Source organism: Microbacterium sp. BH-3-3-3 (genome assembly GCF_007679045.1).
Lineage (GTDB): Bacteria > Actinomycetota > Actinomycetes > Actinomycetales > Microbacteriaceae > Microbacterium > Microbacterium algihabitans.
Genome location: NZ_VEFS01000004.1, coordinates 133,354 through 156,852, shown reverse-complemented (window position 1 = coordinate 156,852; position 23,499 = coordinate 133,354). Strand labels below are relative to the sequence as shown.

31 protein-coding genes are annotated in these 23,499 nt (G+C 66.9%); 6 read left to right on the top strand and 25 right to left on the bottom strand.

Features of this window, described 5'->3' with window-relative positions; translation table 11 throughout:
* Positions 1-756: 756 nt before the first annotated feature.
* The 20 genes from FS769_RS13025 to FS769_RS12930 form a co-directional block, all read right to left on the bottom strand.
* Complete coding sequence (locus FS769_RS13025; protein WP_144834087.1) at positions 757-1,074, bottom strand: hypothetical protein; 318 nt, start codon at positions 1,072-1,074, stop codon at positions 757-759.
* Positions 1,075-1,852: 778 nt separating this feature from the next.
* Entirely contained in the window at positions 1,853-2,692 is an 840-nt protein-coding gene (locus tag FS769_RS13020; protein WP_144834085.1) for a helix-turn-helix domain-containing protein, read from the bottom strand.
* On the bottom strand, positions 2,685-2,999 hold the full coding sequence (locus tag FS769_RS13015) for a hypothetical protein (protein WP_144834083.1): 315 nt from the start codon (positions 2,997-2,999) through the stop codon (positions 2,685-2,687). Before FS769_RS13015 ends, FS769_RS13020 begins: the two co-directional genes overlap by 8 nt.
* On the bottom strand, positions 2,977-3,531 hold the full coding sequence (ssb, locus tag FS769_RS13010) for a single-stranded DNA-binding protein (RefSeq protein WP_260979761.1): 555 nt from the start codon (positions 3,529-3,531) through the stop codon (positions 2,977-2,979). The genes FS769_RS13015 and ssb overlap by 23 nt, the downstream gene beginning before the upstream one ends.
* A 388-nt stretch (positions 3,532-3,919) precedes the next feature.
* Positions 3,920-4,111: a hypothetical protein gene (locus tag FS769_RS13005; protein ID WP_144834081.1), complete on the bottom strand. Its 192-nt coding sequence runs from the start codon at positions 4,109-4,111 to the stop codon at positions 3,920-3,922.
* Positions 4,112-4,217: 106 nt separating this feature from the next.
* Positions 4,218-4,808, bottom strand: coding sequence for a hypothetical protein (locus FS769_RS13000; RefSeq protein ID WP_144834079.1), 591 nt, complete (start codon positions 4,806-4,808; stop codon positions 4,218-4,220).
* A gap of 390 nt (positions 4,809-5,198) precedes the next feature.
* Complete coding sequence (locus FS769_RS12995; protein ID WP_222123938.1) at positions 5,199-5,915, bottom strand: hypothetical protein; 717 nt, start codon at positions 5,913-5,915, stop codon at positions 5,199-5,201.
* Complete coding sequence (locus tag FS769_RS12990; protein ID WP_144834075.1) at positions 5,912-6,322, bottom strand: hypothetical protein; 411 nt, start codon at positions 6,320-6,322, stop codon at positions 5,912-5,914. Before FS769_RS12990 ends, FS769_RS12995 begins: the two co-directional genes overlap by 4 nt.
* Positions 6,319-7,278 carry a site-specific DNA-methyltransferase gene (locus FS769_RS12985; RefSeq protein WP_144834073.1) on the bottom strand — a complete coding sequence of 320 codons (960 nt, stop codon included), beginning with the start codon at positions 7,276-7,278 and terminating at the stop codon, positions 6,319-6,321. Before FS769_RS12985 ends, FS769_RS12990 begins: the two co-directional genes overlap by 4 nt.
* Positions 7,275-7,925 carry a hypothetical protein gene (locus FS769_RS12980; RefSeq protein ID WP_144834071.1) on the bottom strand — a complete coding sequence of 217 codons (651 nt, stop codon included), beginning with the start codon at positions 7,923-7,925 and terminating at the stop codon, positions 7,275-7,277. Before FS769_RS12980 ends, FS769_RS12985 begins: the two co-directional genes overlap by 4 nt.
* Positions 7,922-8,779 (bottom strand): PD-(D/E)XK nuclease-like domain-containing protein, encoded by an 858-nt coding sequence (locus FS769_RS12975; protein WP_260979766.1) that lies wholly within the window; start codon positions 8,777-8,779, stop codon positions 7,922-7,924. Before FS769_RS12975 ends, FS769_RS12980 begins: the two co-directional genes overlap by 4 nt.
* Complete coding sequence (locus FS769_RS12970) at positions 8,779-8,973, bottom strand: hypothetical protein (protein ID WP_144834067.1); 195 nt, start codon at positions 8,971-8,973, stop codon at positions 8,779-8,781. Before FS769_RS12970 ends, FS769_RS12975 begins: the two co-directional genes overlap by 1 nt.
* Positions 8,970-9,320 carry a hypothetical protein gene (locus FS769_RS12965; RefSeq protein ID WP_144834065.1) on the bottom strand — a complete coding sequence of 117 codons (351 nt, stop codon included), beginning with the start codon at positions 9,318-9,320 and terminating at the stop codon, positions 8,970-8,972. Before FS769_RS12965 ends, FS769_RS12970 begins: the two co-directional genes overlap by 4 nt.
* Positions 9,317-9,826 (bottom strand): hypothetical protein, encoded by a 510-nt coding sequence (locus tag FS769_RS12960; RefSeq protein WP_144834063.1) that lies wholly within the window; start codon positions 9,824-9,826, stop codon positions 9,317-9,319. The genes FS769_RS12965 and FS769_RS12960 overlap by 4 nt, the downstream gene beginning before the upstream one ends.
* Positions 9,823-10,239, bottom strand: a complete 417-nt coding sequence (locus tag FS769_RS12955) for a hypothetical protein (RefSeq protein ID WP_144834061.1) — start codon at positions 10,237-10,239, stop codon at positions 9,823-9,825. Before FS769_RS12955 ends, FS769_RS12960 begins: the two co-directional genes overlap by 4 nt.
* A 54-nt stretch (positions 10,240-10,293) precedes the next feature.
* Complete coding sequence (locus FS769_RS12950; RefSeq protein ID WP_144834059.1) at positions 10,294-10,497, bottom strand: hypothetical protein; 204 nt, start codon at positions 10,495-10,497, stop codon at positions 10,294-10,296.
* Positions 10,494-11,066, bottom strand: a complete 573-nt coding sequence (locus FS769_RS12945; RefSeq protein ID WP_144834057.1) for a hypothetical protein — start codon at positions 11,064-11,066, stop codon at positions 10,494-10,496. Before FS769_RS12945 ends, FS769_RS12950 begins: the two co-directional genes overlap by 4 nt.
* Positions 11,063-11,827 carry a phage antirepressor KilAC domain-containing protein gene (locus FS769_RS12940; protein WP_144834055.1) on the bottom strand — a complete coding sequence of 255 codons (765 nt, stop codon included), beginning with the start codon at positions 11,825-11,827 and terminating at the stop codon, positions 11,063-11,065. The genes FS769_RS12945 and FS769_RS12940 overlap by 4 nt, the downstream gene beginning before the upstream one ends.
* A complete protein-coding gene (locus FS769_RS12935; protein ID WP_144834054.1) occupies positions 11,827-12,060 on the bottom strand; it encodes an AlpA family transcriptional regulator in 234 nt (77 codons plus the stop codon). Before FS769_RS12935 ends, FS769_RS12940 begins: the two co-directional genes overlap by 1 nt.
* A complete protein-coding gene (locus tag FS769_RS12930; RefSeq protein WP_144834052.1) occupies positions 12,057-12,335 on the bottom strand; it encodes a helix-turn-helix transcriptional regulator in 279 nt (92 codons plus the stop codon). Before FS769_RS12930 ends, FS769_RS12935 begins: the two co-directional genes overlap by 4 nt.
* A gap of 137 nt (positions 12,336-12,472) precedes the next feature.
* On the opposite strand from FS769_RS12930, the gene FS769_RS12925 reads away from it, so the two are divergent.
* From FS769_RS12925 to FS769_RS12915, 3 genes are read left to right on the top strand one after another with little or no spacing between them, the layout of a single operon-like run.
* Positions 12,473-13,132: a helix-turn-helix transcriptional regulator gene (locus FS769_RS12925; protein WP_144834050.1), complete on the top strand. Its 660-nt coding sequence runs from the start codon at positions 12,473-12,475 to the stop codon at positions 13,130-13,132.
* 56 nt (positions 13,133-13,188) lie between these two features.
* Complete coding sequence (locus FS769_RS12920) at positions 13,189-13,584, top strand: ImmA/IrrE family metallo-endopeptidase (protein WP_186325544.1); 396 nt, start codon at positions 13,189-13,191, stop codon at positions 13,582-13,584.
* Positions 13,585-13,594: 10 nt separating this feature from the next.
* Positions 13,595-14,707 (top strand): site-specific integrase, encoded by a 1,113-nt coding sequence (locus tag FS769_RS12915; protein ID WP_144834047.1) that lies wholly within the window; start codon positions 13,595-13,597, stop codon positions 14,705-14,707.
* Between the two features lie 317 nt (positions 14,708-15,024).
* Here FS769_RS12915 and nrdF read toward each other — a convergent pair whose 3' ends face one another.
* The 4 genes from nrdF to nrdH are packed head-to-tail and all read right to left on the bottom strand — an operon-like array spanning position 15,025 to position 18,878.
* Positions 15,025-15,999 carry a class 1b ribonucleoside-diphosphate reductase subunit beta gene (gene nrdF, locus FS769_RS12910; protein WP_144834045.1) on the bottom strand — a complete coding sequence of 325 codons (975 nt, stop codon included), beginning with the start codon at positions 15,997-15,999 and terminating at the stop codon, positions 15,025-15,027.
* Positions 16,000-16,037: 38 nt separating this feature from the next.
* Positions 16,038-18,194, bottom strand: a complete 2,157-nt coding sequence (gene nrdE / locus FS769_RS12905; RefSeq protein ID WP_144834043.1) for a class 1b ribonucleoside-diphosphate reductase subunit alpha — start codon at positions 18,192-18,194, stop codon at positions 16,038-16,040.
* Positions 18,176-18,616: a class Ib ribonucleoside-diphosphate reductase assembly flavoprotein NrdI gene (nrdI, locus tag FS769_RS12900; protein ID WP_186325543.1), complete on the bottom strand. Its 441-nt coding sequence runs from the start codon at positions 18,614-18,616 to the stop codon at positions 18,176-18,178. Before nrdI ends, nrdE begins: the two co-directional genes overlap by 19 nt.
* A gap of 28 nt (positions 18,617-18,644) precedes the next feature.
* Positions 18,645-18,878: a glutaredoxin-like protein NrdH gene (gene nrdH / locus FS769_RS12895; RefSeq protein ID WP_055838040.1), complete on the bottom strand. Its 234-nt coding sequence runs from the start codon at positions 18,876-18,878 to the stop codon at positions 18,645-18,647.
* A gap of 386 nt (positions 18,879-19,264) precedes the next feature.
* Here nrdH and FS769_RS12890 point away from each other — a divergent pair, with 386 nt between their 5' ends.
* Positions 19,265-20,470: an MFS transporter gene (locus FS769_RS12890; protein WP_144834041.1), complete on the top strand. Its 1,206-nt coding sequence runs from the start codon at positions 19,265-19,267 to the stop codon at positions 20,468-20,470.
* A 48-nt stretch (positions 20,471-20,518) separates the two neighbouring features.
* Here FS769_RS12890 and FS769_RS12885 read toward each other — a convergent pair whose 3' ends face one another.
* On the bottom strand, positions 20,519-20,923 hold the full coding sequence (locus tag FS769_RS12885; RefSeq protein ID WP_144834324.1) for a pilus assembly protein CpaE: 405 nt from the start codon (positions 20,921-20,923) through the stop codon (positions 20,519-20,521).
* Between the two features lie 112 nt (positions 20,924-21,035).
* Between FS769_RS12885 and FS769_RS12880 the strand changes: the two genes are divergently transcribed.
* Positions 21,036-22,196, top strand: a complete 1,161-nt coding sequence (locus tag FS769_RS12880) for an acyl-CoA dehydrogenase family protein (RefSeq protein WP_144834039.1) — start codon at positions 21,036-21,038, stop codon at positions 22,194-22,196.
* Positions 22,196-23,470: a DUF445 domain-containing protein gene (locus FS769_RS12875; protein ID WP_144834037.1), complete on the top strand. Its 1,275-nt coding sequence runs from the start codon at positions 22,196-22,198 to the stop codon at positions 23,468-23,470. The genes FS769_RS12880 and FS769_RS12875 overlap by 1 nt, the downstream gene beginning before the upstream one ends.
* The last annotated feature ends 29 nt before the right edge of the window (positions 23,471-23,499 follow it).

Here is a 23,499-nt window from a genome sequence, read left to right as displayed (position 1 = left end):
AGCGGCGTCCTGGGTGTTTCTCGCGGGGGTGGCGTGCTGATGGTCGCCATGCTGCTCGGCGAGCTGTGGCGGCCTCCTGCTGTGTCTCCCTGTTGTGGTGCCAGTGGCACAGCGTGCGGACATCAGCGACGGTGGTGCGTTCGCCTGGTGTCCAGCCGTGCAGGTGCGCGGCTTGCAGGTCGTTCGTCTCAGCGCATCGCGTGCCATCACTTAGGTCAGCGACGCATCGGTAGCCGTCACGCTCGAGGCATGCGGCTCGCACTGCGGTGGGTACGTGGGTGGGGCGGCTGTTCTCCCAGGGCATCAGTTGCTCCCTCGGATGACAGTCGGGTCGTCCTCATCGAGATCCGCCATGAGCACGTCACAGCACACACCCCACGCGGGCTCACCACACACCCCACAGCGAGGCATCAGGCATCCCCTCGAGAGAACAGCCACCACAGGAACCCATGCCACGACCGCCGACCGAACAGCACAGCAGACGCACCCGCCGCCACACACACCGTGCACAGCAGGGCGAGTCTCACAGCGAGCCGCGCACGAGCAGGGACGCCATAATCTCTGCCCCTGATACGAGGCCGAGCCCGACGGGCTTACGGCCATAGGGCCGGGTGGGGCGCTTTGCCGTCTTCACCCATGCGATGCCGGCGCGCTTGCGGGCCTTGCGAGCAGCGTTGCTCACGGGACACCTCCATGAGATTTGCGGTGGGGTGCTCGAGGTCGTCACACCCGAGCACCCCACCCCTCACGTCCGGTCTACTCGTCGGCTCCGTATGCCGCGTCTCGCGCGCGGCGAAGCGTCCTGATCATGTGATTCAGTTCTCGCCGATCCAGACTTTCGGTGTAGATCGCACGCGCCTCGACCACCGAGTTGTCCTGCAGATCCTTCGCAATGGCCATCCACCGTTCACGGCTGAACTCGATCGCGATCTGCACCCGACCCTGCGGATCTCGTGCCCACTCGATGTCCAGCGACGGGGTTACGTCGCTGTACGCGCCTGCGGCTTCTCCGCCCCCGCCAGACAGCTCGTGAATCGGGTAAGACTTGCCGTGCTGTACTCGTTCCCTGGGCATGCTTGCCCCCCTTCGCTCGACCGCGTCACGCGGTCTCACCTCGCATCGCGCGAGGGAGCTTCTCCCGGCGTACCGCCGGTCACGTCTGCGTCTCACACGCACGGGCACAGCTCCACATGCAGAAGGTGGTGCCAGGCGATCCGCTCCGCGGTTAGAGGCGGTCAGCGGTTCCGGCCGCTCGTGCGTCAGATGACAGCGTGCGGCGTGCAAGACGAGATCCCACCCGGGGCACCGGGCGAGAAAATCTGATCGCGACTGTTGCAGCAGCCTCAGCGATCACCTGAGTAGGTATCCCCGGAAACGCAGAAAGCCCCTCTCGCAAACGCGATTCGGGGCTTCCTACGGTCCGTGGACTAGGCGTAAGCCTATCAGCAGGGTGCGAACGAATTACAACGGTGTTATTCCGACACGCCGGGGTCCATTTCGCTCTGTCGGGCCACTCGCAACGGTCCCCACTTTCGCTGCACGTGCTCGAACGAGAACGGCGCGGTCTCACGGGTGTGTAGTAAGCCGTCCTCACCCACCGTCCAGACGTCACCGTGACGATCGCGTAGGCGCAGCTCTTGTGCGCCCCGTCTCGCCGCTGTCGCCTCGCTCGTGAGAACGCACCACTGGCAAGCTCGCGTTCGCGCAAACGGCTGCACCCCGAAGTCGCGTACGTGCTCATCACGTGGAAAGTAGGTCGTGATCTGCACGATGTCTCCGACGCAAATCTGTCCGGGGTGAGCGAACTGGCTGTCGCACCACCCCGGCGTGCGCGTCCAAACGAATCTCCTGCTCACTTCGTGCGCCCATCCGCGTGTTTGGTGGTTCTCTTGCTGTCGATGTCGGAGGTGCGGAAGTAGGTGTGCACGTTCCCGTCCGGGGAACGGAGCTTCGCGACCGGGACGATGTGCCCGTCCTTCGCCCACTTCTGCACCGCCCGCACACCCACACCCGCACGGGCGGCGGCCTGCCTCACGTCGAGGAACGGGTCATGCAACTCCGGGACTGTGACGGGGTCTTCTTCCTCGTCGAACCGGGCGTACGACCCCTCCGGCGCGTTCGGGAGCCGCCCGGGGAACACGTGGCGGTGGGTGTCTTTTCGTTCCACACCCCACCGGTCAACAGCGTCACGAACAGACCACCCCTCACGAACCCCGTCCTCATCCGGGGTGTGGCGGTCCAGGACCAGCGGACCCAACCACGCCATCGCCTCCGCATCATTCGACGAGGTGGCGATGTCCGGGCCGAAGAACCGCACCGCCTCCTCCACCGCATGAATCGCATCGATCAGGTCATCACCGATCGGAGCCGGCGGATGCGGCGACGTCGTGCGGATCACCTCACCCCGATCCCAGTTCCAGCCCGACTTCGACGGATCCCCCAGCGACCGCAGACGGCCCAGCAGGTCAGGCGCATCCGACAGCAGACCCCGCGCCCGGCCGAAGCACTGGTCACAGATCAGCGACCCATCACGACACTCACGAGGAGCACAGCCCTTGCACAGTGGGGCGTAGACCTCACCGGCAGCCTCGGCCCGGGCACGCTCTGCGAGCTCCGATGCCGAGTTGTTGACGCATGTCGCCCAGTGCACATCCCGCGCCGTGCAGCCACGGATGCATACGCGCTCAGACATGCTCACCTCGCAGCATCGCGGCAAGCGACTCCTCGATCCGCGCGGCCTCCGTCTCGTACTCCTCCGCCCACACGAGGTAGCTGTCTGCCACTCTCAGCGCGAAGTGCGTGGGAACCGTGAACGTCCCGTAGTTGACGTAGTTTTCGCCATCGTGCGCGTGGCGGTGCTGATACTTCATCGCCAGGCCGCAGGTCGCGATACCGTACATCTCACGCAGCTGCGCAGCCTGACGACGGGCCTCCTGTGCTCGCCCGCGAGCTTCCTCGTACTTCTGGAACGCACCTTCAGAACGGGGTGTCGTCTCCATAGCTCCCCTCCCCCGACGTCGGGGTGGACCACGCCTCGGAGTCACCCGGCTGACGAGAATCCCACTCGGCCTGCTGACCGGTCTGCTGACGCCCGGACGACGCCGCACGCGTCACCGTCGCCGTGGCGTAACGCATGGACGCCCCGATGTCCTCGAGCGTGACTTCCACCGCGGTGCGTTTGACGCCCTCGCGGTCCTCGAAGTCGCGCTGCGAGATCCGCCCTTGAGCGATAACCCGGGTGCCCTTTCGGATGGACGCAGCCGCGTGCTCGGCGAGCTCGCCCCACAGCGTGCATCGCGCGAACCACACATCCCCGTCGACCCACTCGTTGCGAGCCTTGTCGTACTTGCGGTCTGATACCGCGATGGTCACGTTCCCCACGGGCCTCCCGCCCTGCGTGAACCTCAGGTCGATGTCAGACGTCGTGTTGCCGATCAGCGTCGTAGTGGCGCTCATTTCGATCCCTTCTTGGTGCGATGCCGTTCCCGATTGCAGGTCCGGCAGAAGCGGTAGTTGTTGCGATCGCGCCACGTGTTCGCGTCGGTGTACTCGTGCCCCTGCGGGCAGTGCGTGCGTTCGGCCTGCGTCCCCCTCACGTCCTGCGCGTTTCCCCGTTTCCGGTTGACCTTTCGAGTCACGTCCTCGAGGTGCGCCGGGTTACAGCACGCGCGATGCCGGCACCTGCTCCCGCCCACGCAACCGGAGCCGTTGTGGCATGTGTGATCCGTGTCTCCCTCCGGCATCTGACCGTTCAGCAGGAAGTACGCGAACCGGTGAGCACGGATGCGGCGACTGTCTACGCTTGCAATCCCGTAGCCGCGGTCATTCAGAGCGCCTATCCACGGCCAGCACCCGTTCGCGCCGGCGCTCCGGTCGACGTTTCTCCAGAACCGTTCGACCGCCGTCATCGGCTCGACGGTCATGCTGTCTCCCTCGTCTCTTCGTTCATGTGCTGCTCTCTCACTCCCTGCGCCCACACCGACAGGCGCTCCATGTGCCGCCGGCGTGCCCCTGCGATGAACTTGTCGGCGTCGAGCTCTTGCTCGATCCGCGATCGGGCCACGCGCTGCATGGCGGCCTGGTTCTGCACGTGCACCAGCGCCTGCTTCATCCGGTCCGCCGCGCACCCGGGACGCTCATCACGGACTTGCTCGATCGACGGGAACTGCTCCGCCAGGGCCGCGTCACGGTCGATGACCCAGTCGAACCCGGTTACCTCACCACGCCTCTGTGTCATTGGACCGCTCCCACTGTTCGACGCGTTTCGCGTACCGCTGTTCGGTGAGCCACAGGTCGTGACGTCTTCGTGCGGTACCGCAGGCGCCGCAGTCGAGGGTGAACCGGTTGTGTGGATGCTCCGGGCACCCAATCGGAGGAGCGTCCAACAGCAGGGGCCTCTCCGGCGGGGCGACACTCTCCTGCTCCGCCGCCCACGACGCCCACAACCCCGCACGCTCCGCACCCTCGGCCTGCACACGCTCCCGCGCCCGCTCCCCCGCTCCCCCCATAGCCATGAAGGCTCCGGAAGACTCCGGAACAGGCGGCGCGGGATGCTCCGACACGGTCGGGCGTTGCGTCACCAACGGCCGGGACAGGGCGAACCACGTTGCCCCCGCCACCGTGTAGATCGTCAGGAACCCGGCCTCGTCGAGCATCAGCATCCACGTCTCCACCTCCGACGCGGTGATCGCCGGATCCCCCGGGAACGCTGCCCCCGCGATCAACTCCGGTCTCAACTCCGACCGGCCCTCGTCGTCCACCAGCCCCCACAGGCACATCCCCGTCAACCGGGCCATGTACGACGGCACCCTCAGCAGGCTCGCGTCCGTCCAATGCGACGGCCGGACCTGCCGGATTCTCACCCTGTTCATTCCCTCGTGCGAACCCTTCGAAAATCAGATCGACCGCCAGCTGCAGGTGGTGCTCGGCGACGGCGAAGCACTCCGTGAAACCGCGGCCCATGAACAACAGGCCCTTGGCGTCGTCCTCCGTGCGGAACGCACGCGGGAACCACCGGGCCAGCTCGGCCAGCGCCTCCCGCTCCCACGTGGCATCCGTGCCACGCGCCAGCAGGATCACCAGGCCACCGGAGCGGGTCATCATCTCCACCCGTTGGGACTTCCACGCGCGTCCCACTTTCAGCACTCCCGCGGCTGGCCAGTAGACGACGTAGGTCATCGCGTACTCAGGCATGGCACTCATGCGGCCACCGCCTCGACATGAGCGAGCATCCGTCGGCCGATGTGCTCGGCGTACACGGGCGGGATTGCCTCGCGCAGACCGTCACGAGAGGCCCACGGCATCGACATGATGCGGCGCGCCCGCTCCGGGTCCGTGAAGTTCCCCACGATGTGCATGAACTCGCCCTCGACAGGTCGGCGGCCCATCTTGGTGTTCCGGAAGATGTGCACGGGGTGCTCCGGAGCCTCGACCTCGAAGTTCGTCTCGAACAGACGGTGCCGATACGTCTCGATGCCGAACATGGCGCCGCACAGCATCATCGGGTCGATCAGCGGGTCGGGGTCGGTGTCTGCGTTCTCCGGCACGACGTTCTCGATGACGTAGGGCAGACCTGCCTTGATCAGCAGGTCCCGCGTCGGCGCGATGAGGTTCGGGTGCTCGTTGCCCCGGATCTTCTGCGCCTTCGTGCGCGCCTGGCACGGCGGTGATGCGTGCGCTGCGGTAATGTCGCTCAGCCACAGGTGCTGCACCTGCCCGTCAGGGTCGACGAACGGAAGCGAGTCGCCCCTGACGAGCGTTGCCATGGCTTCGATCGCATCGCCCTGGTGGAACGGGAACGGGTACCGCGGCTGCGGGTCGATGTCGATCCCGACCGGCGACCATCCGGCGTCCGCGTAGCCGCGGGATGCGCCACCCTGGCAGCAGTACAGGTCGAGCAGGATCGGGGCGCTCATGCTGCGGTCTCCCATCCGCCGGCGTCATCAAGACGCACCCACCCGAACGTGGCGTGGAACAGAGGCACTTCAGCCGGACGCGCAACGCCCAGACGGGACACGGTGAAGCCCCAGGAGGGGTCCACGTTGTCGCGGTGGTGCTCGACGTCGCCGTGGCACCCGGTGGTACCGGTTCCGCACAGCAGCACACCGTTCGATGGGAGTACGAGGTGGGGGCGGTCGCTGTTGCGCTTCACACCGCCGCGGCCGCGAGCCTCGCGATGCTGCACCGACCAGCCGCCGAACGGTTCGGCGCGACGCTCACGCACCAGCACAGGCGACTGGCACCCGGGCATCGCACACCGGCCCCGGTCGCGGTCCCAGATCAGCTGCACCGTGGCAGGAGAGAACTCACCAGGCTTGGTCATGCTGCACCCCCGGTCATGTCGAGCACGGGCTGCTGGAACCGCGTCCGCAGGCTCAGGTCGAGGTAGTCGGCGCTCAGGTCGATACCGACAAATCGGCGTCCCTCTTGCGTCGCGACCATGCCCGTGGTCCCTGACCCCGAGAACGGGTCGAGCACAGTGTCACCGCGGCGGCTTCCGGCGATGATGCACGGGCGGATGAGCTCGGGCGGGTAGACCGCAAAGTGCGACTCGGGGAATGGAGTAGTCGGGACGGTCCAGACGTCGCGCTTGTTTCGTCCCTCACCGTTCCGCCCGGATGCCTTCCGCAGCCCGCCGTGCGCTGACATGAGCCCGCCAGACGGCTCGAGTGACGCCTGACCGCTCAGAACAGAACGGGCGTGGTCTTGTCCCGCGTCGGGTTCCTGGATTGCCTCAGCGTCGTAGACGTAGCGCGGCGACTTCGCCAGCAAGAACAGGTGCTCATGCGACTTGGTGGGTCGATCCGTGACGCTCTCCGGCATCGGGTTCGGCTTCGCCCAGATGATCTCGGAGCGCAGAATCCATCCATCAGCCTGCAGCGCGAATGCCACGCGCCACGGAACCCCCAGCATCTGCTTCACGCCGAGTCCGGACGAGGTGTTTTTGCGACCTGTCATGGCCACGGCGCGGTCGCGGCGAAATGTCGCCGCCGCGGCCGCGTCCGCACGGCCCGAGTAGCTATCCCCGAGGTTGAGCCACAGTGTCCCGTCATCCGCAAGCACGCGGCGGAGTTCGGCGAACAGTGCCACGAGCGCGGATACGTACTCATCAACCGTCTCCTCTGCGCCGATCTGCCCGTCCTGGCCGTAGTCCCGTAGCCCGAAGTAAGGCGGTGACGTCACGATCGTCTGCACGGACGCCGTGGGCAGCGTCTTCGCGACGTCGAGCGCATGGCCGTGGTGCAGCGTGATGAGGTTGTCGGAGTAGTGGACGCTCATGCTGCACCTCCGTGGAGGCGCGGGATGTGTGCGGACGGCGGGTGAGGCACCGGCGCCGCGTCGTTCACGATGCCGCGGTCGCGACGGTGCGTCTCCGCCGGCTCCCAGGGCAGGGCGGCGACGGCCGCGTCGACCTCAGCCGCCTGCTCAGGGGTGACCGGCGGTGCGGGCTCACCCTCAACGGGTTCGGTGGGTCGGGGGACGCGGGGCTTGCCCATGTCGAAGCGGTCGCCGATGACGTCGGGGTAGGCGCGGGCGAGAGCTGCGCGGAGGACGTACGACTCGAACCGTTCGGTCTGATTCTCGAGCCAGATGTCCTGCCAGCGGCGGCCGGTGTCGGTGAGGGCTTCCTCGCCGGGGAGGGCTTCGACCCAGCGGCGGATGACGATCGTCTCGACACCGTCTCGGCGGACGGTGGCTCTCGCGCCGGCGGGGGGTTCGTCGTTCAGCCACAGCGGCACCCACACGACACCGTCGGCGGTGAACTCGACGGGGTCGATCTCGAGGCGGGCCCCGGTGGATAGGGCGACGCGGGTGTACTCGGCGAGGGTCTGGGCGACGTCGTCCACCGGGATAGGTGCGACTGCGGGCGCCGGGCGGCGGATGCGCGACGGGCGGTCGTCGGTCGGCAGGGCAATGTCGGTCATGCTGCCTTCTCCTCAGAATCCTGGTGGTCGTAGATGGCCCACATCGGGGGTCGGGCGATCTGAATCTCGCCCGGGTAGCCGGGCCACACGCCTGTCTCCTTGCCGATGGCGAACAGTTCCCGGGCACGCTTCGCGCGGGCGGTGCCGATCTCGCGGAAGTCCTGGTCGAGGACGATCACCGCGGTGAGGAACGGGGGTTCCTTCTCGACGACGACGAACGCGAACGCGTCGTACTCGATCCCCACGAACCCGGCTGTGGCTTCGTAGTGGGCGTCCTGGACGTGGTAGCCGTGGTCGGCGACGGTCTTCGCGAACGCGACCGGTGTCGCCTCGGCACGGTCCGTCTTCAGATCGACGGCAACGCGCCGCCCGCCGCCCATGGGGAGCAGGTCGAACCGGGCGCGGCAGTCCGCCCCCGTTTCCGGGTCGGTTCCGAACACGGACGCCTCACGGATGCCGTCCTGCTCAAGCAGCAGGCGCGCCATCGGGTTCGACAGAATGGCCTCCGCCATCGCATCGACCTGGGCGATCTCATGCGCCTTCAACGGTGTCTGACCGGCGGCGCGAGCGGTGGCGATGAACCCGCGTGCCGCTTCCGTCCCGATCGTGCCCGTCTTCGACAACACGCTCCCCGGGATCTCGACCGTGCCCGCACCGACACCCAGCACCTTCGAATGCACCGCCGTGCCCGCGTCGTACGCCTTCTTGTGCGGCGACGGGTGAGACAGGAAGTACTCGAACTTCGCCGGCGCCTTCAGCAACTGCCGTGCACCCGTCGACGACAGGGCAGGGTGTGCGTGGTAGACCTCCTCGTCCAGGTTGGGGACGAGTCCGGAAAGAGTGTTCGTGGTCATCACGCGGCCTCTCTGGGGATCTTCTTCAGGGTTTCGATGTCGGTGTTCCACTTGATGCCGTGGTTAGTCGTGGACAGGGCGCGCATGACCACCTGGGGCCGCGCCTTCTTGTCGATCTGCTCGATGCGCCAGCGGGTGCCGTTCACGACGAGCGCGTCACCCACCTCCCACGGCTTCGTCTTGGTCTTTGTCATGGCTTGGGCCTTCCGTCGCGGCAACCGCACGTCTGGCGGTTGCAAGGGAGCAGGTATCCGTGCGGCTCGTGGTGGCAGGCAGCGCACTCACGGATCACGTACTGGGCGGACATGTTCGGGGTCACCCCGCGCGGGGCCGTGCCCGGCGTCACGGGTTCGGCGCACGCCTCCCGGCGCAGCTGGTCGCGCTCGTTGGCGGCGCGGATCAGCAGGTCGAGTTCGTCGACGGTGACGGTGACGGAATCGCGACCGTGCTTCCTGAGCTCGAATGGGAGCACCCGCAACTCGCGGAGCATCTTCGCTTCGATCTCGGCATCCGTGGACTCACGGACCGCCTCGACAGTCACGAGCCCACCTCGCACGAGGCGTGGAATGCTTCCCACTGACCCGCTTCCTGCGCGCTGCGGCGTCGGATCAGGTGGCAGTTCATCCCGCAGGTGTCGAGGTCCGCGCGGGCGGCATCCAGTGATGAGCGGACCAGATCGGTGGGCCAGCCGTCCACGGCGACGTGACGAACTCCGTACTCCCACTCGGCGTCGGTGACCGTCCCGCGCGGGCGGACCTCGAACGTGGCAAGGATCGTGTCTGCGGCTCGGTAGTCGCGCTCCAACGGCGGAAAGCCCTCCGGCCGGGGGAAGCTCGGGTGCGCTTTGGCATCAGCGATGACACTTGCCAGCGCTTCGCGTACGTCGTCGGCGGGCGGGGCCGACAGGGCGTCGAGCAGCTTCTCGAGCGACGTTGACACCATGTCCAGGTGCTCACTCACCTCCGTCGCGATGTGAGGTCGCGGCCAGGCATCCGCCCGTTCAAGGTCGCGGCGAGCCGTTGAGACGGCTTCGCTGATCGCGCTCATGCGTCCACCACCATGGGTGCGTAGACACGGGTGAGCATGTCCAGACCGGTGACGAACAGCACCCCATCGGAGGGGATCCACTGGACGTGCCCGGAGACGCCGTTCGTGTCGACCGCCCGGTCGCCGAACGTGTCGCGGGCGATGCGGTGGAGGGTGGGTTCGTCGAGGAACGGGACGAGGCGCGCGATGACCTCCGCGTGCATCTCGTCGGTGAGGGGGCGGCCACCGTCGCCGGCGAACTCAGCCCACAAGGCGTAGGCGTGGTCGTGTGCGTCCTCGGGGGTGATGTCTCGGGTGTAGTTCCCGAGGATGCCGAGGAGGGTTTTCGCGGTGGCGGTGCGGGTGCGCGCCTCCACCATGGTGAGGATGTTGAGGGCGGCCTGGCGGCGCTCCTCGTCGGTTCTGGGATCCACGAACGTGCCCTTTCGTGCGGAAGGTGAAATGAGGGGTGGGACGCGGGTGGTGCGTCAGGAATCGGGGTCGGGGTCATCCCCGACCACCCATGCGGCGAAACGACCCGTCTCCCGCATCGCGGCGGTCAGCAGCCCGGCGATCGTCAGAGCGACCAGCAACGCCAGCCACGGGTTCACCGCGATCAGCAACATCAGGCCCACCAACAGGGCGAACGCACCAGCGGTCACCAAGTAGGGACGGAACACGGGGTCAGTCACGACGACACCTCCGGGAAGATGCGGTGGCCCGCCGAGATCACAGGAGCCTTGGTGCCGAGAGTCACGGCGTTCACCTCGTGGGTGGGGAAGAACCGGATGTAGACGTCGTTCTGCCCCGTGGACGCGATCGACGCGTAGGTGCGCGTCACGCCCTCGACGGTGAGCTCCCACAGCTCGCCAGCTTCGGCCTGCTGCCACGGCTTCGGCTCCGGGTGAGCATCGAAGTAGGCGCGCGCAGCAGGGCATCCCTCGGCGTTCGGGAACCTACTCACGGTCAGACGTGTGAGGAGACTGGTCGACTGCCCGGTCGATTCATCCATCGCGACGACGTCGCCGTCCTCGTCCGGATAGAGCACCCACTGCGGGTTCTGGGGCCAGCGCCACCGGCCGAGGCGTTCGTCAGCCTCCGCCTGGAAGAACTCACGCAGAGCTGCAGTCGTGTCCGGACTGAACGAGGACACAGACGATCCGAAGACAATCCGGTTGCCCTTCGGGTTCAGGTTGAGCTGAGAGAACCCGTCCGGCGTGATGCCGACCTCTATCCCGTTGGAGGCGGTGAAGTACTTCATGACGCCACCTCCACAGCGGAGAGGACACCGAGGCGGATGCGGAGCCGCTCGAGTCCGCGAATGGTGACGCGCACCTGCGGCGGGTCGAGGACCAGTTCGCCCGTGCGGGGGTGGTGGTGCGACTGCGGCCGCTCCGTCAGGTACCCGTCGTTGACGGCGGACTGGTACGCCTCCCACTTGCCCTGCGAACCACGGTGGATCCACTTGATCGCGGCGAGCTGGTCGAAGAGACGGTTCTGGCCGGTGGCGACGCCGGCGCGGGCGAGGATCTTCGCGGCATCGGCGACCTTGAAGTCACCCTCGGCCGAGGCGAGGTCATCCCACGCCTCCGCACGCGGTGCCAGGGCGGCGATCTGCTCGTCCTTGCGCTCGATGACACCCTGAGCGGTGACGAGCGCTCTCGCCATCAGCTGCTCGGGCGACTCCTGCACAGGGGCGACGTACTGGCCCGTGCGGCGCACGGTGGGCAGCACCTCCTCGAACACCCACTGTTCGAACCGCTCAGCCTCGGGGAGGTTGCTGCTGATGATGAGGCGGAGGACGTCGGGCTCCGCGAGGATGCGGACCTCCTGCACGCCGCCGGGGGTGTGAAGGGGGTAGCGTTTCGCGACCCCCCTGGTGTGACGGCGGAGAGCGTCGGCCGCGTTCGCGTAACCGAGCACGCGGGCCACGTCGTTCCCGACGAACCACGGCTCCCCGTCGATGACGACCGTGCGAACATCAGCACCGTCAAAACGGAAGATCGAAAGAGCGGCGGTCATCACTGCCCCTCCCCGCGAGTCTGCACGCGGGTGGCAGCCACCCACGCATCGATCTCGGACTCGAGGTAGACGACGGTGCGAAGGCTGGGCTTGTAGTACGCCGGGCCGCGGCGGTCCTCACGCAGGTCAGCAAGGATCGCCGGCGTCATACCCGGGACCCGTTCGCACACCTGCGCGGGCGACAGCCACACGGGCTGAGCCGCGGGCTTACGAAGAGCGGTGACGTTGGTCATGCTCCGGCCTCACCGGAGCGAGCGTCCTCAGCGGTGCGAAGGACGAAGAGCGAGTCGAACGAAGCGTGCGGGAATGCCGCGGCGAGCTTCGCGAGGAACTCGTTCGACGCGACGGTCGCGCCCGTCCGCACTCTGCGGAGGGTGGAGTCGTCAACGCCGATGAGACGCGCGAACTCAGCATCGGTCTGGATGCCATGCGCGTCTCTCAGCTTGTCGAGCCGCACGGGATCGACGGAGAGAAAGTGGGTTCTTGCACCCGCGTTAGTGGCTTGCATGCCTGTCACCGTAGCCCACGTCTGCCACGCATGCAAGCACCGTGCGCGACTGTTAGATACTTCGCAGACTCCCATGGGGTCGCTCGTGTGCGCGCAGGTCGCGTGCATGCACGCAAGTACCCGTGTAGCGTTGTCCCGTGAGTAACGAGAGCGGCTGGGCGAACTACGTCCGCACCAACAGCAACGGCGAAAACAACGCCGCGATCGCAGCGAAGGTCGGCGTCGCCGGCGCAACCGCAGGCCGATGGGTCAACGGCGAGACCGTGGCCCAACCGCAGCAGGTCATCGCCTTCGCCCGCGCCTACGGCCTGAGCCCCATCCCCGGCCTCATCGCCGCAGGACACATCACCATCGAAGACATCCCAGACGACATCGTCATCGAGCAATCAGACGGCCTCGAGAGCATCGCCACACGCACACTGGTCGACGAGCTCGCACGACGCATCGACGCCATGTCCGACTACGCCGAATGGGTCGACGCCATCGTCAACGGCGCCCGCTCCCGCGCGCAGCTGGGAGCTGCCACCCTGCGCTACCTCGACCCGCGCCGCCCGCCCGCCGCCGTCCGCGGAGAGGACTTCGCTGAAGCCCTCGCCCCGCACGTCACGCAGGTCACCACCCACGGCGACAACGCCGTCTTCAGCGTCGGCGACGACCTATCCGCCGCCCGCCGGCGCCGCAATGTCGGAACCCCCACACAAGATGAAGAGGCACCGATCAAACAGCCACCCGCAAAGCAGCGGACAGCAGCCAAGAAGGGCACACGAAAGGCAGATCGGGCACCACACGCCGACTGAATGGGGGAACCGGGGTGAAGGCACTACTGCAATACGCAGCGGCACGAGGAATCCGCGTGCACGCCGCCCACCTCGAGCCCGGAGTCCTCGGCGAGTGGTACGCCGACGAGAACGAGATCTACTTCGACCTGAGCCTCACACCGAACGAAGCCCTCTCCGTCGTCGCTCACGAACTCGGCCACGCCCACCACGGACACGCATGCGAGGACGACGACGGCGACGAGGCACAGGCGGACGAATACGCCGCACGCCTCCTGATCGACCCCCACCGCCTCGCACAGCTCGAACGCGACGGCGCCAGCGTGCACGACATGGCCGAAGAGCTGCAAGTCACCGAAGAGCTCGTCGACGTCTTCCTCTCCCGCTGCCTCACCCGCGTCCGCGGCATCACCTACACCCACGCACGAATGGGCGCCGGCCAATGGGCCCATCGCGTCCAGTTCGTCAGCTAGCGAGACCCCCATGGCTGGATCAATTGAGGCATACGACACCGCGAAAGGTCGTCGGTATCGCGTCCGATACACCACCCCCAGCGGCAAACGAACCGACAAACGCGGCTTCAAGACCAAGCGTGAGGCTGAGATCTTCCGCGCTGAGGTCACCGTCTCCGTCGCTTCGAACACTTTCCTCGACCCCACGCTCGGCAAGAAGACCGTCACGATGTTCGGCGAGCAATGGAAGACCGGCCGCCTGGCGCGCCTGAAGCCGTCCAGCCGCAACACCATGGAGACCTCCTGGCGCGTCCACGTCCAGCCCCAATGGGGCTCACGAGGCGTCGCCAGCATCCGCGCATCCGAGGTCGAAGACTGGGTGAGCGCCCTTCTCTCCCCGACCCCAGACCGTAAAGCGCTGAGCGCTCAGACAGTTCGCCGCTGCGTCTTCGTCCTCTCAAGCGTCCTCGCGATCGCCGAGCGGGACGGTGTCATCCGCGCTTCCCCCACCAAAGGCGTCGCGCTACCCGCGAAGCACGCCAAGCCGAAGCGCTACCTCACCCACGCCCAGGTCGAATGCCTCGCCGAGTCCGCGCCAGGTCGCGAGACCCTGATGCTCCTCCTCGCGTACACGGGACTCCGGTGGGGTGAAGTATCGGCGTTGCGAGTGCGCCACCTCGACATGCTCCGCCGGCGGATGCTGATCGAAGAGAATGCCGTCCTTGTGAAAGGCGTCTACGAGATCGGGACCCCGAAGCACGGCAGCTCCCGCGAAGTACCCATCCCGGTGTTCCTGGTCGCGCCCATCGCTCGACTTTGCGAGGCCAAGACGAGGGACGCCTTTGTCTTTTCCGACGGCGCCGCACCCATGACCTACCCGCACCGCACCTCAGGGTGGTTCGTCAAGGCCGTCGCAGCTTCGCAGGCGTCCGACCGTACCTTCCCGACCATCAGTCTTCACGACCTCCGCCACACGGCCGCCTCGCTTGCCATCTCCGCTGGCGCAAACGTGAAAGCGGTGCAGCGGATGCTCGGCCACGCGTCAGCGGCCATGACGCTGGACGTCTACGCTGATCTATTCGACGACGATCTGGAATCCGTTGCCACGAAGATGGCCGATGCTCGAGCGGCAGCAGTGTCGTGACGGGTAACGTGGAACACGGCAGAGCTGGACTGGTACTCCACACTCTGCCGTGCCCCACTGGGTGGTTACTTACCTGACTTCTTGGTGGGCTTCTCTACAACGGTCGTCCGCGGATTGCGGGCGGCCGTTGTTGCTTTCACAAAGCGGCCCGTAATCGCGCTGCGTGCGCGTCCTTTACCTGGCATCTCTCATCACCCCCTCCCGCGTCTGTGGGCAAAACGTGGGCAAGCCCCCACTTCGCTTGGCCATACGGGCCACGGCGAGGTGGGGGCTTGCGACCGCAACGCGGTGCGCATTTGCATTGCGATCAGGCATTATCAGAAGTCCCAGTCGTCGTCTTCGGTCGCCTCGGCCTTGCCGATGACGTACGACGAGCCCGACCCCGAGAAGAAGTCGTGGTTCTCGTCGGCGTTCGGCGACAGGGCCGACAGGATCGCGGGGTTCACGTTCGTGACCGACGCGGGGAACATCGCCTCGTAGCCGAGGTTCATCAGCGCCTTGTTCGCGTTGTAGTGAAGGAACTTCTTCACGTCTTCGCTCAGTCCGACCGAGTCATACAGGCTCTGCGTGTAGCCCACCTCGTTGTCGTAGAGCTCGTACATCAACGAGAACGTGTAGTCCTTGATGTCGTCGCGACGGGCCTGGTCGACCGTCTCGAGACCACGCTGGAACTTGTAGCCGATGTAGTACCCGTGCACGGCCTCGTCGCGGATGATGAGGCGGATCAGGTCGGCCGTGTTGGTGAGCTTGGCGCGGCTCGACCAGTGCATCGGCAGGTAGAAGCCCGAGTAGAAGAGGAACGACTCGAGCAGGGTCGAGGCGACCTTGCGCTTGAGCGGGTCGTCGCCACGGTAGTAGTCCATGACGATGCGCGCCTTCTTCTGAAGGAACTCGTTCTCGCTCGACCAGCGGAACGCCTCGTCGATCTCCTTCGTGGAGCACAGCGTCGAGAAGATCGACGAGTAGCTCTTGGCGTGGACCGACTCCATGAACGCGATGTTCGTGTAAACGGCCTCTTCGTGCGGGGTGATCGCGTCGGGGATGAGCGAGACCGCACCGACCGTGCCCTGGATGGTGTCGAGGAGCGTGAGCCCCGTGAACACGCGCATCGTGAGCGTCTGCTCCTCGGGGGTGAGCGTGTTCCACGACTGGATGTCGTTCGACAGCGGCACCTTCTCGGGCAGCCAGAAGTTGTTCACCAGACGGTTCCAGACCTCGAGGTCTTTGTCGTCCTGGATGCGGTTCCAGTTGATGGCCTGCACGTGGTTCAGCAACTGCAGCTTCTCAGCCATGTCGTTCCTGTGTCCTTGATCGATGAGGGGTCAGCGGCTCAGAGCATGCACGAGACGCACTCGGTCATGTCGGTGCCCTCGAGCGCCAGCTGACGCAGACGGATGTAGTAGATGGTCTTGATGCCCTTGCGCCACGCGTAGATCTGCGCCTTGTTGATGTCGCGGGTGGTGACGGTGTCCTTGAAGAACAGCGTCAGCGACAGGCCCTGGTCGACGTGCTGCGTGGCCGCGGCGTACGTGTCGATGACCTTCTCGTAGCCGATCTCGTACGCGTCCTGGTAGTAGTCCAGGTTCTCGTTCGTCATGAACGGAGCCGGGTAGTAGACGCGACCGAGCTTGCCTTCCTTGCGGATCTCGATCTTCGAGGCGATCGGGTGGATCGAGCTCGTGGAGTTGTTGATGTACGAGATCGAACCGGTCGGGGGCACCGCCTGCAGGTTCTGGTTGTAGATGCCGTGGGCCTGCACCGACGCCTTCAGCTCGCGCCAGTCGTCCTGCGTGGGGATCTGGATGCCGGCGAACAGCTCCTTGGCCTTGGCCGTCTCGGGCTCCCACACCTGGTCGGTGTACTTGTCGAAGAACTCGCCCGACGCGTACGTCGAGTTCTCGAAGCCGTCGAAGGCCGCGCCGCGCTCGATCGCGAGGCGGTTCGACGCCCGCAGCGCGTGGAAGAGCACCGTGTAGAAGTAGATGTTCGTGAAGTCGATGCCCTCTTCGGAGCCGTAGTACACGTGCTCACGAGCGAGGTAGCCGTGCAGGTTCATCTGGCCGAGGCCGATGGCGTGCGAGCGGTCGTTGCCGTCTTCGATCGAACGCACCGAGGCGATGTGGCTCTGCACGCTCACCGCGGTGAGGGCGCGGATCGCGGTCTCGACCGTGAGGCCGAGGTCGCCACCGTCCATCGCCAGCGCGATGTTCATCGAGCCGAGGTTGCAGGAGATGTCCTTGCCGATGGTGTCGTACGAGAGGTCTTCGTTGTACGTCGTCGGGGTGTTGACCTGCAGGATCTCCGAGCACAGGTTCGACATGTTGATGCGACCGGCGATCGGGTTGGCCTTGTTCACCGTGTCTTCGAACATGATGTACGGGTAGCCCGACTCGAACTGGATCTCGGCGAGGGTCTGGAAGAACTCGCGCGCGTTGATCTTCGTCTTCTTGATGCGCGGGTCGTCGACCATCTCGCGGTACTTCTCGGTGACCGAGATGTCGCCGAAGGGCTTCTTGTAGACCTTCTCGACGTCGTACGGCGAGAAGAGGTACATGTCCTCGCCGTTCTTGGCGAGCTCGAACGTGATGTCGGGGATGACGACACCCAGCGACAGCGTCTTGATGCGGATCTTCTCGTCGGCGTTCTCGCGCTTGGTGTCGAGGAAGCGCAGGATGTCGGGGTGGTGCGCGTTGAGGTACACCGCACCGGCGCCCTGACGCGCGCCGAGCTGGTTGGCGTAGCTGAAGCTGTCTTCGAGCAGCTTCATCACGGGGATGATGCCCGACGACTGGTTCTCGATCTGCTTGATCGGCGCACCCGCCTCGCGGATGTTCGACAGCAGCAGGGCCACGCCGCCGCCGCGCTTCGACAGCTGCAGGGCGGAGTTGATGCCGCGGGCGATCGACTCCATGTTGTCTTCGATGCGCAGGAGGAAGCACGACACGAGCTCGCCGCGCTGCGCCTTGCCGGCGTTGAGGAACGTGGGGGTCGCGGGCTGGAAGCGACCCGAGATGATCTCGTCAACCAGCTGCACGGCGAGACGCTGGTCGCCGTCGGCGAGGGCGAGGGCGGTCATGACGACACGGTCTTCGAAGCGCTCGAGGTAGCGCTTTCCGTCGAAGGTCTTGAGCGTGTAGCTCGTGTAGTACTTGAACGCACCGAGGAAGGTCTCAAAACGGAACTTCGCACCGTAGGCGCGGTCGTTGAGCTCCTGGATGAAGTCCATCGAGTACTTCGCGAGCACGGTGGGCTCGTAGTACTCCTTCTCGACGAGGTAGTCGAGGCGCTCCTTGAGCGAGTGGAAGAACACGGTGTTCTGGTTGACGTGCTGCAGGAAGTACTCCCGCGCCGCCCGCTTGTCGGCGTCGAACTGGATGTTGCCGTCGGCGTCGTACAGGTTCAGCATCGCGTTGAGGGCGTGGTAATCCATTCCCTCGAATCGCGCCTCGGTCTTCACGTCCACGTCGGTCAGCTCAACTTCCACCATCGTTCCAATCCCTCGGTGACCCGCTCGACATCGTCGGGGGTGCCGAAAACTTCCAGCCGGTATAGGTGCGGCACCGCGCATTTGCGCGCGATGATGTCTCCGGCGAGGCAGAAGGCGTCGCCGAAGTTCGTGTTGCCCGCGGAGATGACCCCGCGGATGTTGCGTCGGTTCCGCTCCTCGTTGAGGAACCGGATGACCTGCTTGGGGACCGCGCCCTTCTCGACGCCCCGGCCGGCACCCCCACCGTAAGTGGGAGTGACCAGCACGAAGGGCTCGTCGACGTGAAGGGGCGGATCGGTCGGCCGGAGCGGGATGCGCACGGCCCGCTTGCCGAGCTTCTCGATGAAACGCGCGGTGTTGCCCGACACGCTCGAGAAGTAGACCAGCAGCGGAGCCTCGGTCGCCGACATGACATCGCTCATGACGAAGGTCTGAGAGCGTGTCGTTGGATCAGGCGAGGCGCGAAGCGAGCTCGTCGATCTTGTCGGGACGGAAGCCCGACCAGTGGTCCTCGTCGGTGATGACGACGGGGGCCTGAAGGTACCCGAGCGACTTGACCTGCTCGAGGGCCGACGGGTCTTCGGACAGGTCGAGCACGTTGTACTCGATGCCCTTCGAATCGAGTGCGCGGTACGTCGCCGTGCACTGGACGCAGGACGGCTTGGTGTAGACCGTGATCGCCATGTCGTTCTCTCTCTCCCCTGGAAAATCTTCGTCCGGGCGGGCAGGGCTCGCCGGGACCTCAATACTACATATGGGGACGGACATCAGAAGGCACCACAAGGGGTAGTAGTTACATCGATGTGATTTTCCACCGTCTCTCCCCATGTACAACACAGGTTGTCCACGATTTCATCCACAGATCGACCCCCTCTCCTCGCTCTGTCAACAGGCGCGATTCCGCGGTTCTCGCGTCGTCGTCCGCCGTCTGTCCACAGATCGGACGCTAGACGGGGGTTCCGACATCGCACAGGCGGTGGAATCTCGACTCCGGCGTGTCGCGGCGTGTCGCGGCATCCGTCGATCCGGACCGCTCGGCGGGTGTCGGAGGTCGGCGGTAGCGTTGTGCGGTGGCCGGCTACCGCGAACTCCTCAGAACCCCTGGCGTGGGGCGCATCATCGCCGCGCAGCTGACCGCGCGCTTCCCCAACGGCATGACGAGCCTGGCCGTCCTGCTGCACATCGAGCACGTCACGGGCTCGTACGGTGCCGCCGGTCTCGTGCTGGCCGCCACGAGCCTCGGGCAGGCCGTCGCGGGCCCCGTCACCAGCCGCTGGATGGGCCGCTGGGGCATGCGTCGTGTGCTGTCAGTCACGCTCCTCGTGTGCGCGGCGGCGATCGCGACCCTGGCGCTGATCGAGATGCCGCTCCCCCTCTACATGGCGCTCGGCCTGATCGCCGGCCTGTCCACGCCCCCGGTGCAGTCGGCCGTGCGCACGATCTACCCGAAGATGGTCCCCTCGAAGCAGCTCACGCCGCTGTACTCGCTCGACGCCTCTCTGCAAGAGATCATCTGGGTGCTCGCGCCCGTGCTCATCACCCTCGTCGCGACACAGATCGGCACGGTGCCGGGGCTCCTGCTCGTCGTCGTCATCCTCATCGGCGGCGGCGCGTGGTTCATCCTCAGCCCCGAGGTCGGGCGCGTGCGCATCCCGCGCAGCCGCCGGGGTCTCGGTCGCGTGCTTACGAAGCCGCCGGTCATCCTCGCCACGGCCACCGGGTTCCTGCTCATCGGCGCGTGCTCGGCCGTCGAGGCCGGTGTCGTGGCCACGTTCGACCACGGCGGTCTCGAGGCGGGGCTCATCCTCGCCGTCTTCGCCGTGGGCAGCCTCGCGGGCGGCCTCTCGTTCGGGCACATCCCGATCGGCCGCTGGGCGATGGCCCGTCGCTTCGCGATCGTGGCGGTCGGGCTCTCGCTCACCGTCTTCTCGCTGAACGCGTGGTGGATCGGTGCGACCCTCCTCGTCGCGGGCGCCGGCATCGCCCCCGCGCTCGCCGTGATGTTCGCCATGACCTCCGCGAGCGTGCGCTTCAGCGAGACCGCCGAGGCCTACGGATGGATCGGCACCGGGCAGCTGATCGGCGCGGCCGCCGGGTCCGCCGTGGCCGGCTTCCTCGTCGACGGCGTCGGCCCGACCGGCGCGTACGTGGCGGCGGCGGGCTTCGCCGTGGCCGGGTTCATCGTGTCGGTGATCTTCGTGCGCGGGTTCCCCGACCTGCGCCACCGCGACGCCAGCCCCATCCCCGACACCGAGCCGGTTCCCACCATCACCTGAGCGGATGCCGGAGTGCCTGGCATCCGGAACATGTCCGGCGGCGGCGGCTCAGTGCGTACGACGCAGCAACTCGAGCACGGCGAGCGCGTAGGCGTCGGCGGGTTCGGGGTGATCGAACACGATCGTGGATCCGCCGACCGCGATCTCGACCTCGTAGGTGTCGGAGAGGCGGCGGAGCGAGCGGAAGGTGGAGCGCAGCAGTTCGCGCAGCTGCGACTCCGACGGCAGCCACAGGGCGTCCTCGGTCGCGACCGAGTCGAGCGCCCACTCGGTGGTGCCGTTGAACGCGAGGATGCGCCCCGTCGGATAATCGCGCGGCTCGACGGTCATCTCGCTCACGGTGAAGACGTCGGCGTCGAACTCCGGCTCGTCGAGCTGGAAGCGATCCCCCGAGCGCGGATGCCACACGAGTCCGGCTTCGCGGAGGGCCAGGGCCATCTCGGTCGAGATCATGGCATCCATTCTGGGGGCCGTCGGGGCGATCGGGCGGACATCGCCCGAAGCGGTTCGGGTGCCGGACGCCACCCCCGCCCCGATGTCGGTGGTCCCGAGCACAATGGATGCCATGACCTCGTTCGATCCGGCTCGGTTCCTGCCCGATGACCTGCTGGTCCGCATCCGCGAGCGAGCCGTGGTGCACGACCACGAGAACACCTTCCCGCACGACGACCTCGACGAGTTGCGCGCGGCCGGCTACCTCAGCATCCTGGTGTCGACCGAGCACGGCGGCGCGGGTCTGAGCCTCGCCGAGGCCTCGGTGCTGCAGCAGCGGCTCGCGGGGGCGGCCCCGGCGACGGCGCTCGCGATCAACATGCACCTCGTGTGGACGGGCGTCGCGAAGGTGCTGCGCGATCGGGGCATCGACGATCTGGCCTTCGTCGAAGAGGGGGCCGTCGCGGGCGACGTGTTCGCCTTCGGCATCAGCGAGGCCGGCAACGACCTCGTGCTGGCCGGGAGCGACACCGTGGCGCTTCCCGACGGCGAGGGCGGCTACACGTTCACGGGGACGAAGATCTTCACCTCGCTGTCGCCGGTGTGGAACCACCTCGGCGTGCACGGTCTCGACACCGAGTCGCCCGACGGCCCGAAGACGGTGTTCGCCTTCCTCGACCGCACCGACGAGGTCGTCACGCGCGACGACTGGGACACCCTCGGCATGCGCGGCACGCAGAGCCGCACTACGCAGCTCCGCGGGGCGCACGCCCCCGCCGACCGCGTCGTGCGCCGGATCGACCCGGGTCCCACGCCCGATCCGCTCGTGTTCGGCATCTTCGCCGTCTTCGAGATCCTGCTCGCGTCGGTGTACACCGGCATCGCGCGGCGCGCACTCGACCTCGCGGTCGAGGCCGCCACCTCGCGCACCTCGAAGAAGACCGGCACGATCTACGCCAACGACCCCGACATCCGCTGGCGCATCGCCGATATGGCCCTCGCCTACGACGCGATGCCTCCCCAGCTCGCCGCCCTCGCGAACGACGTCGACTCCCTCGCCGACCACGGGCCACGGTGGTTCTCGCTGCTCTCGGGCGTGAAGTACCGCGCCGTGGCGATGGCGAAAGAGGTGGTCGACGACGCCGTCCTCGTCGGCGGGGGCGCGGCGTACTTCTCGCGTCACGAGCTGAGCCGCCTGTACCGCGACGTGCTGGCCGGCATGTTCCACCCGTCCGACGCCGAGTCGGCGCACGCGACGACCGCCACGGCGTGGCTCGGACCGGTGACCTCCTGATGGCGCGCACGCCCACGCGCGCTCTGAGCCCGGCCGATCAGGAGCGCCGTCGCGCCCTGCGCGTCATGAAGGGGGTCGCCCTCGGTGCGCTGGTGGCGATGGCCATCGTCTTCGCCGTGTCGTTCTCGCTCCAGCGCGAGGTGGAGTGGTTGCAGTACGTGCGCGCGGCCGCCGAGGGCGGGATGGTCGGCGCCCTGGCCGACTGGTTCGCCGTCACCGCCTTGTTCCGGCACCCCTTGGGTCTGCCGATCCCCCACACGGCGATCATCCCGCGCCGCAAAGACGAGATCGGTCGCCAACTGGGCGAGTTCGTCGAGACGAACTTCCTCGAGGGCGACGTCGTCCGCACCAAGCTCGAGTCGACACCGCTCTCGGCTCGCGCCGGTGCCTGGCTGGCCGAGCCCGCCCACGCCGAACGCGTCGCCGCCGAGGGGGCGACCCTCGCGTCGAGCGTGCTCACTGCGCTGAGCGACGACGACGTGCAGGGCCTCATCGAAGACCTCGCCCGCGAGCACCTCCTTTCGCCCGACTGGGGCCCCTCGATCGGAGGGTGGCTCGAACGGGTCGTGTCGTCGGGAGCGCACCACGGGGCGGTCGACCTCGCCCTCGACAACATCGCCGTGTGGCTGGGTAACAACCGCGACACCTTCCAGGGCCTCGTGTCCCGACGCCTGCCGGCGTGGGTGCCGAGCATGGCGGCGCGCCTCGTCGACGACACGGTCTATCGCGAAGCGGTGCAGTTCGTCGACGCCGTGCGCGCCGACCCCCGCCATCAGGCGCGTGGAGCGATCGACGGCTACCTCGGGCGTCTCGCCGACAACCTGCAGCACGATCCGTCGACGATGGTGCGCCTCGAAGAAGCGAAGGCCGCGGTGTTCGACAGCCCGCGCGTGCGTCAGCTCGCCGCCGATGCGTGGAACACCGCGAAGGCCGGGCTGCTCCGCTCGCTCGGCGACCCCGACAGCGCCCTGCGGCGCCGCGCCACGGCTGCACTCGCCGAGGTCGGCGAGCGCCTGCAGCGCGACGAGGTCCTGCAGAAGCGCGTCGACGGCTGGGTCACCGACGCGGCCGTGTTCGTGGTGGGCCGCTATCGCCACGACATCGCCTCGATCATCACCGACACCGTCGAGCGGTGGGACGCCGAAGAGACCACCGAGAAGATCGAGCTGATGGTCGGACGCGACCTGCAGTACATCCGCCTCAACGGAACGATCGTCGGCGCGCTCGCGGGGCTCGTGATCTTCACCGTCGCCCACGTGATCTGGGGTTCGTGAGCGCTCTCAGGGCGGCGCGCCGAAATCCG

Coding starts and splice junctions, on each gene's coding strand:
- FS769_RS12880 (WP_144834039.1), top strand. CDS start 21,036: ATGACCTCGTTCGATCCGGCTCGGTTCCTGCCCGATGACCTGCTGGTC.
- FS769_RS13025 (WP_144834087.1), bottom strand. CDS start 1,074: ATGCCCAGGGAACGAGTACAGCACGGCAAGTCTTACCCGATTCACGAG.
- FS769_RS12915 (WP_144834047.1), top strand. CDS start 13,595: ATGGCTGGATCAATTGAGGCATACGACACCGCGAAAGGTCGTCGGTAT.
- FS769_RS12960 (WP_144834063.1), bottom strand. CDS start 9,826: ATGAGCGCGATCAGCGAAGCCGTCTCAACGGCTCGCCGCGACCTTGAA.
- nrdF (WP_144834045.1), bottom strand. CDS start 15,999: ATGGCTGAGAAGCTGCAGTTGCTGAACCACGTGCAGGCCATCAACTGG.
- nrdI (WP_186325543.1), bottom strand. CDS start 18,616: ATGAGCGATGTCATGTCGGCGACCGAGGCTCCGCTGCTGGTCTACTTC.
- FS769_RS12985 (WP_144834073.1), bottom strand. CDS start 7,278: ATGAGCGTCCACTACTCCGACAACCTCATCACGCTGCACCACGGCCAT.
- FS769_RS12935 (WP_144834054.1), bottom strand. CDS start 12,060: ATGACCAACGTCACCGCTCTTCGTAAGCCCGCGGCTCAGCCCGTGTGG.
- FS769_RS12885 (WP_144834324.1), bottom strand. CDS start 20,923: ATGATCTCGACCGAGATGGCCCTGGCCCTCCGCGAAGCCGGACTCGTG.
- FS769_RS12940 (WP_144834055.1), bottom strand. CDS start 11,827: ATGACCGCCGCTCTTTCGATCTTCCGTTTTGACGGTGCTGATGTTCGC.
- FS769_RS13005 (WP_144834081.1), bottom strand. CDS start 4,111: ATGAAGCAGGCGCTGGTGCACGTGCAGAACCAGGCCGCCATGCAGCGC.
- nrdE (WP_144834043.1), bottom strand. CDS start 18,194: ATGGTGGAAGTTGAGCTGACCGACGTGGACGTGAAGACCGAGGCGCGA.
- nrdH (WP_055838040.1), bottom strand. CDS start 18,878: ATGGCGATCACGGTCTACACCAAGCCGTCCTGCGTCCAGTGCACGGCG.
- FS769_RS12970 (WP_144834067.1), bottom strand. CDS start 8,973: ATGACAAAGACCAAGACGAAGCCGTGGGAGGTGGGTGACGCGCTCGTC.
- FS769_RS12980 (WP_144834071.1), bottom strand. CDS start 7,925: ATGACCGACATTGCCCTGCCGACCGACGACCGCCCGTCGCGCATCCGC.
- FS769_RS13015 (WP_144834083.1), bottom strand. CDS start 2,999: ATGGAGACGACACCCCGTTCTGAAGGTGCGTTCCAGAAGTACGAGGAA.
- FS769_RS12930 (WP_144834052.1), bottom strand. CDS start 12,335: ATGCAAGCCACTAACGCGGGTGCAAGAACCCACTTTCTCTCCGTCGAT.
- FS769_RS13020 (WP_144834085.1), bottom strand. CDS start 2,692: ATGTCTGAGCGCGTATGCATCCGTGGCTGCACGGCGCGGGATGTGCAC.
- FS769_RS12995 (WP_222123938.1), bottom strand. CDS start 5,915: ATGAGCGCCCCGATCCTGCTCGACCTGTACTGCTGCCAGGGTGGCGCA.
- FS769_RS12990 (WP_144834075.1), bottom strand. CDS start 6,322: ATGACCAAGCCTGGTGAGTTCTCTCCTGCCACGGTGCAGCTGATCTGG.
- FS769_RS12975 (WP_260979766.1), bottom strand. CDS start 8,779: ATGACCACGAACACTCTTTCCGGACTCGTCCCCAACCTGGACGAGGAG.
- FS769_RS12945 (WP_144834057.1), bottom strand. CDS start 11,066: ATGAAGTACTTCACCGCCTCCAACGGGATAGAGGTCGGCATCACGCCG.
- FS769_RS12875 (WP_144834037.1), top strand. CDS start 22,196: ATGGCGCGCACGCCCACGCGCGCTCTGAGCCCGGCCGATCAGGAGCGC.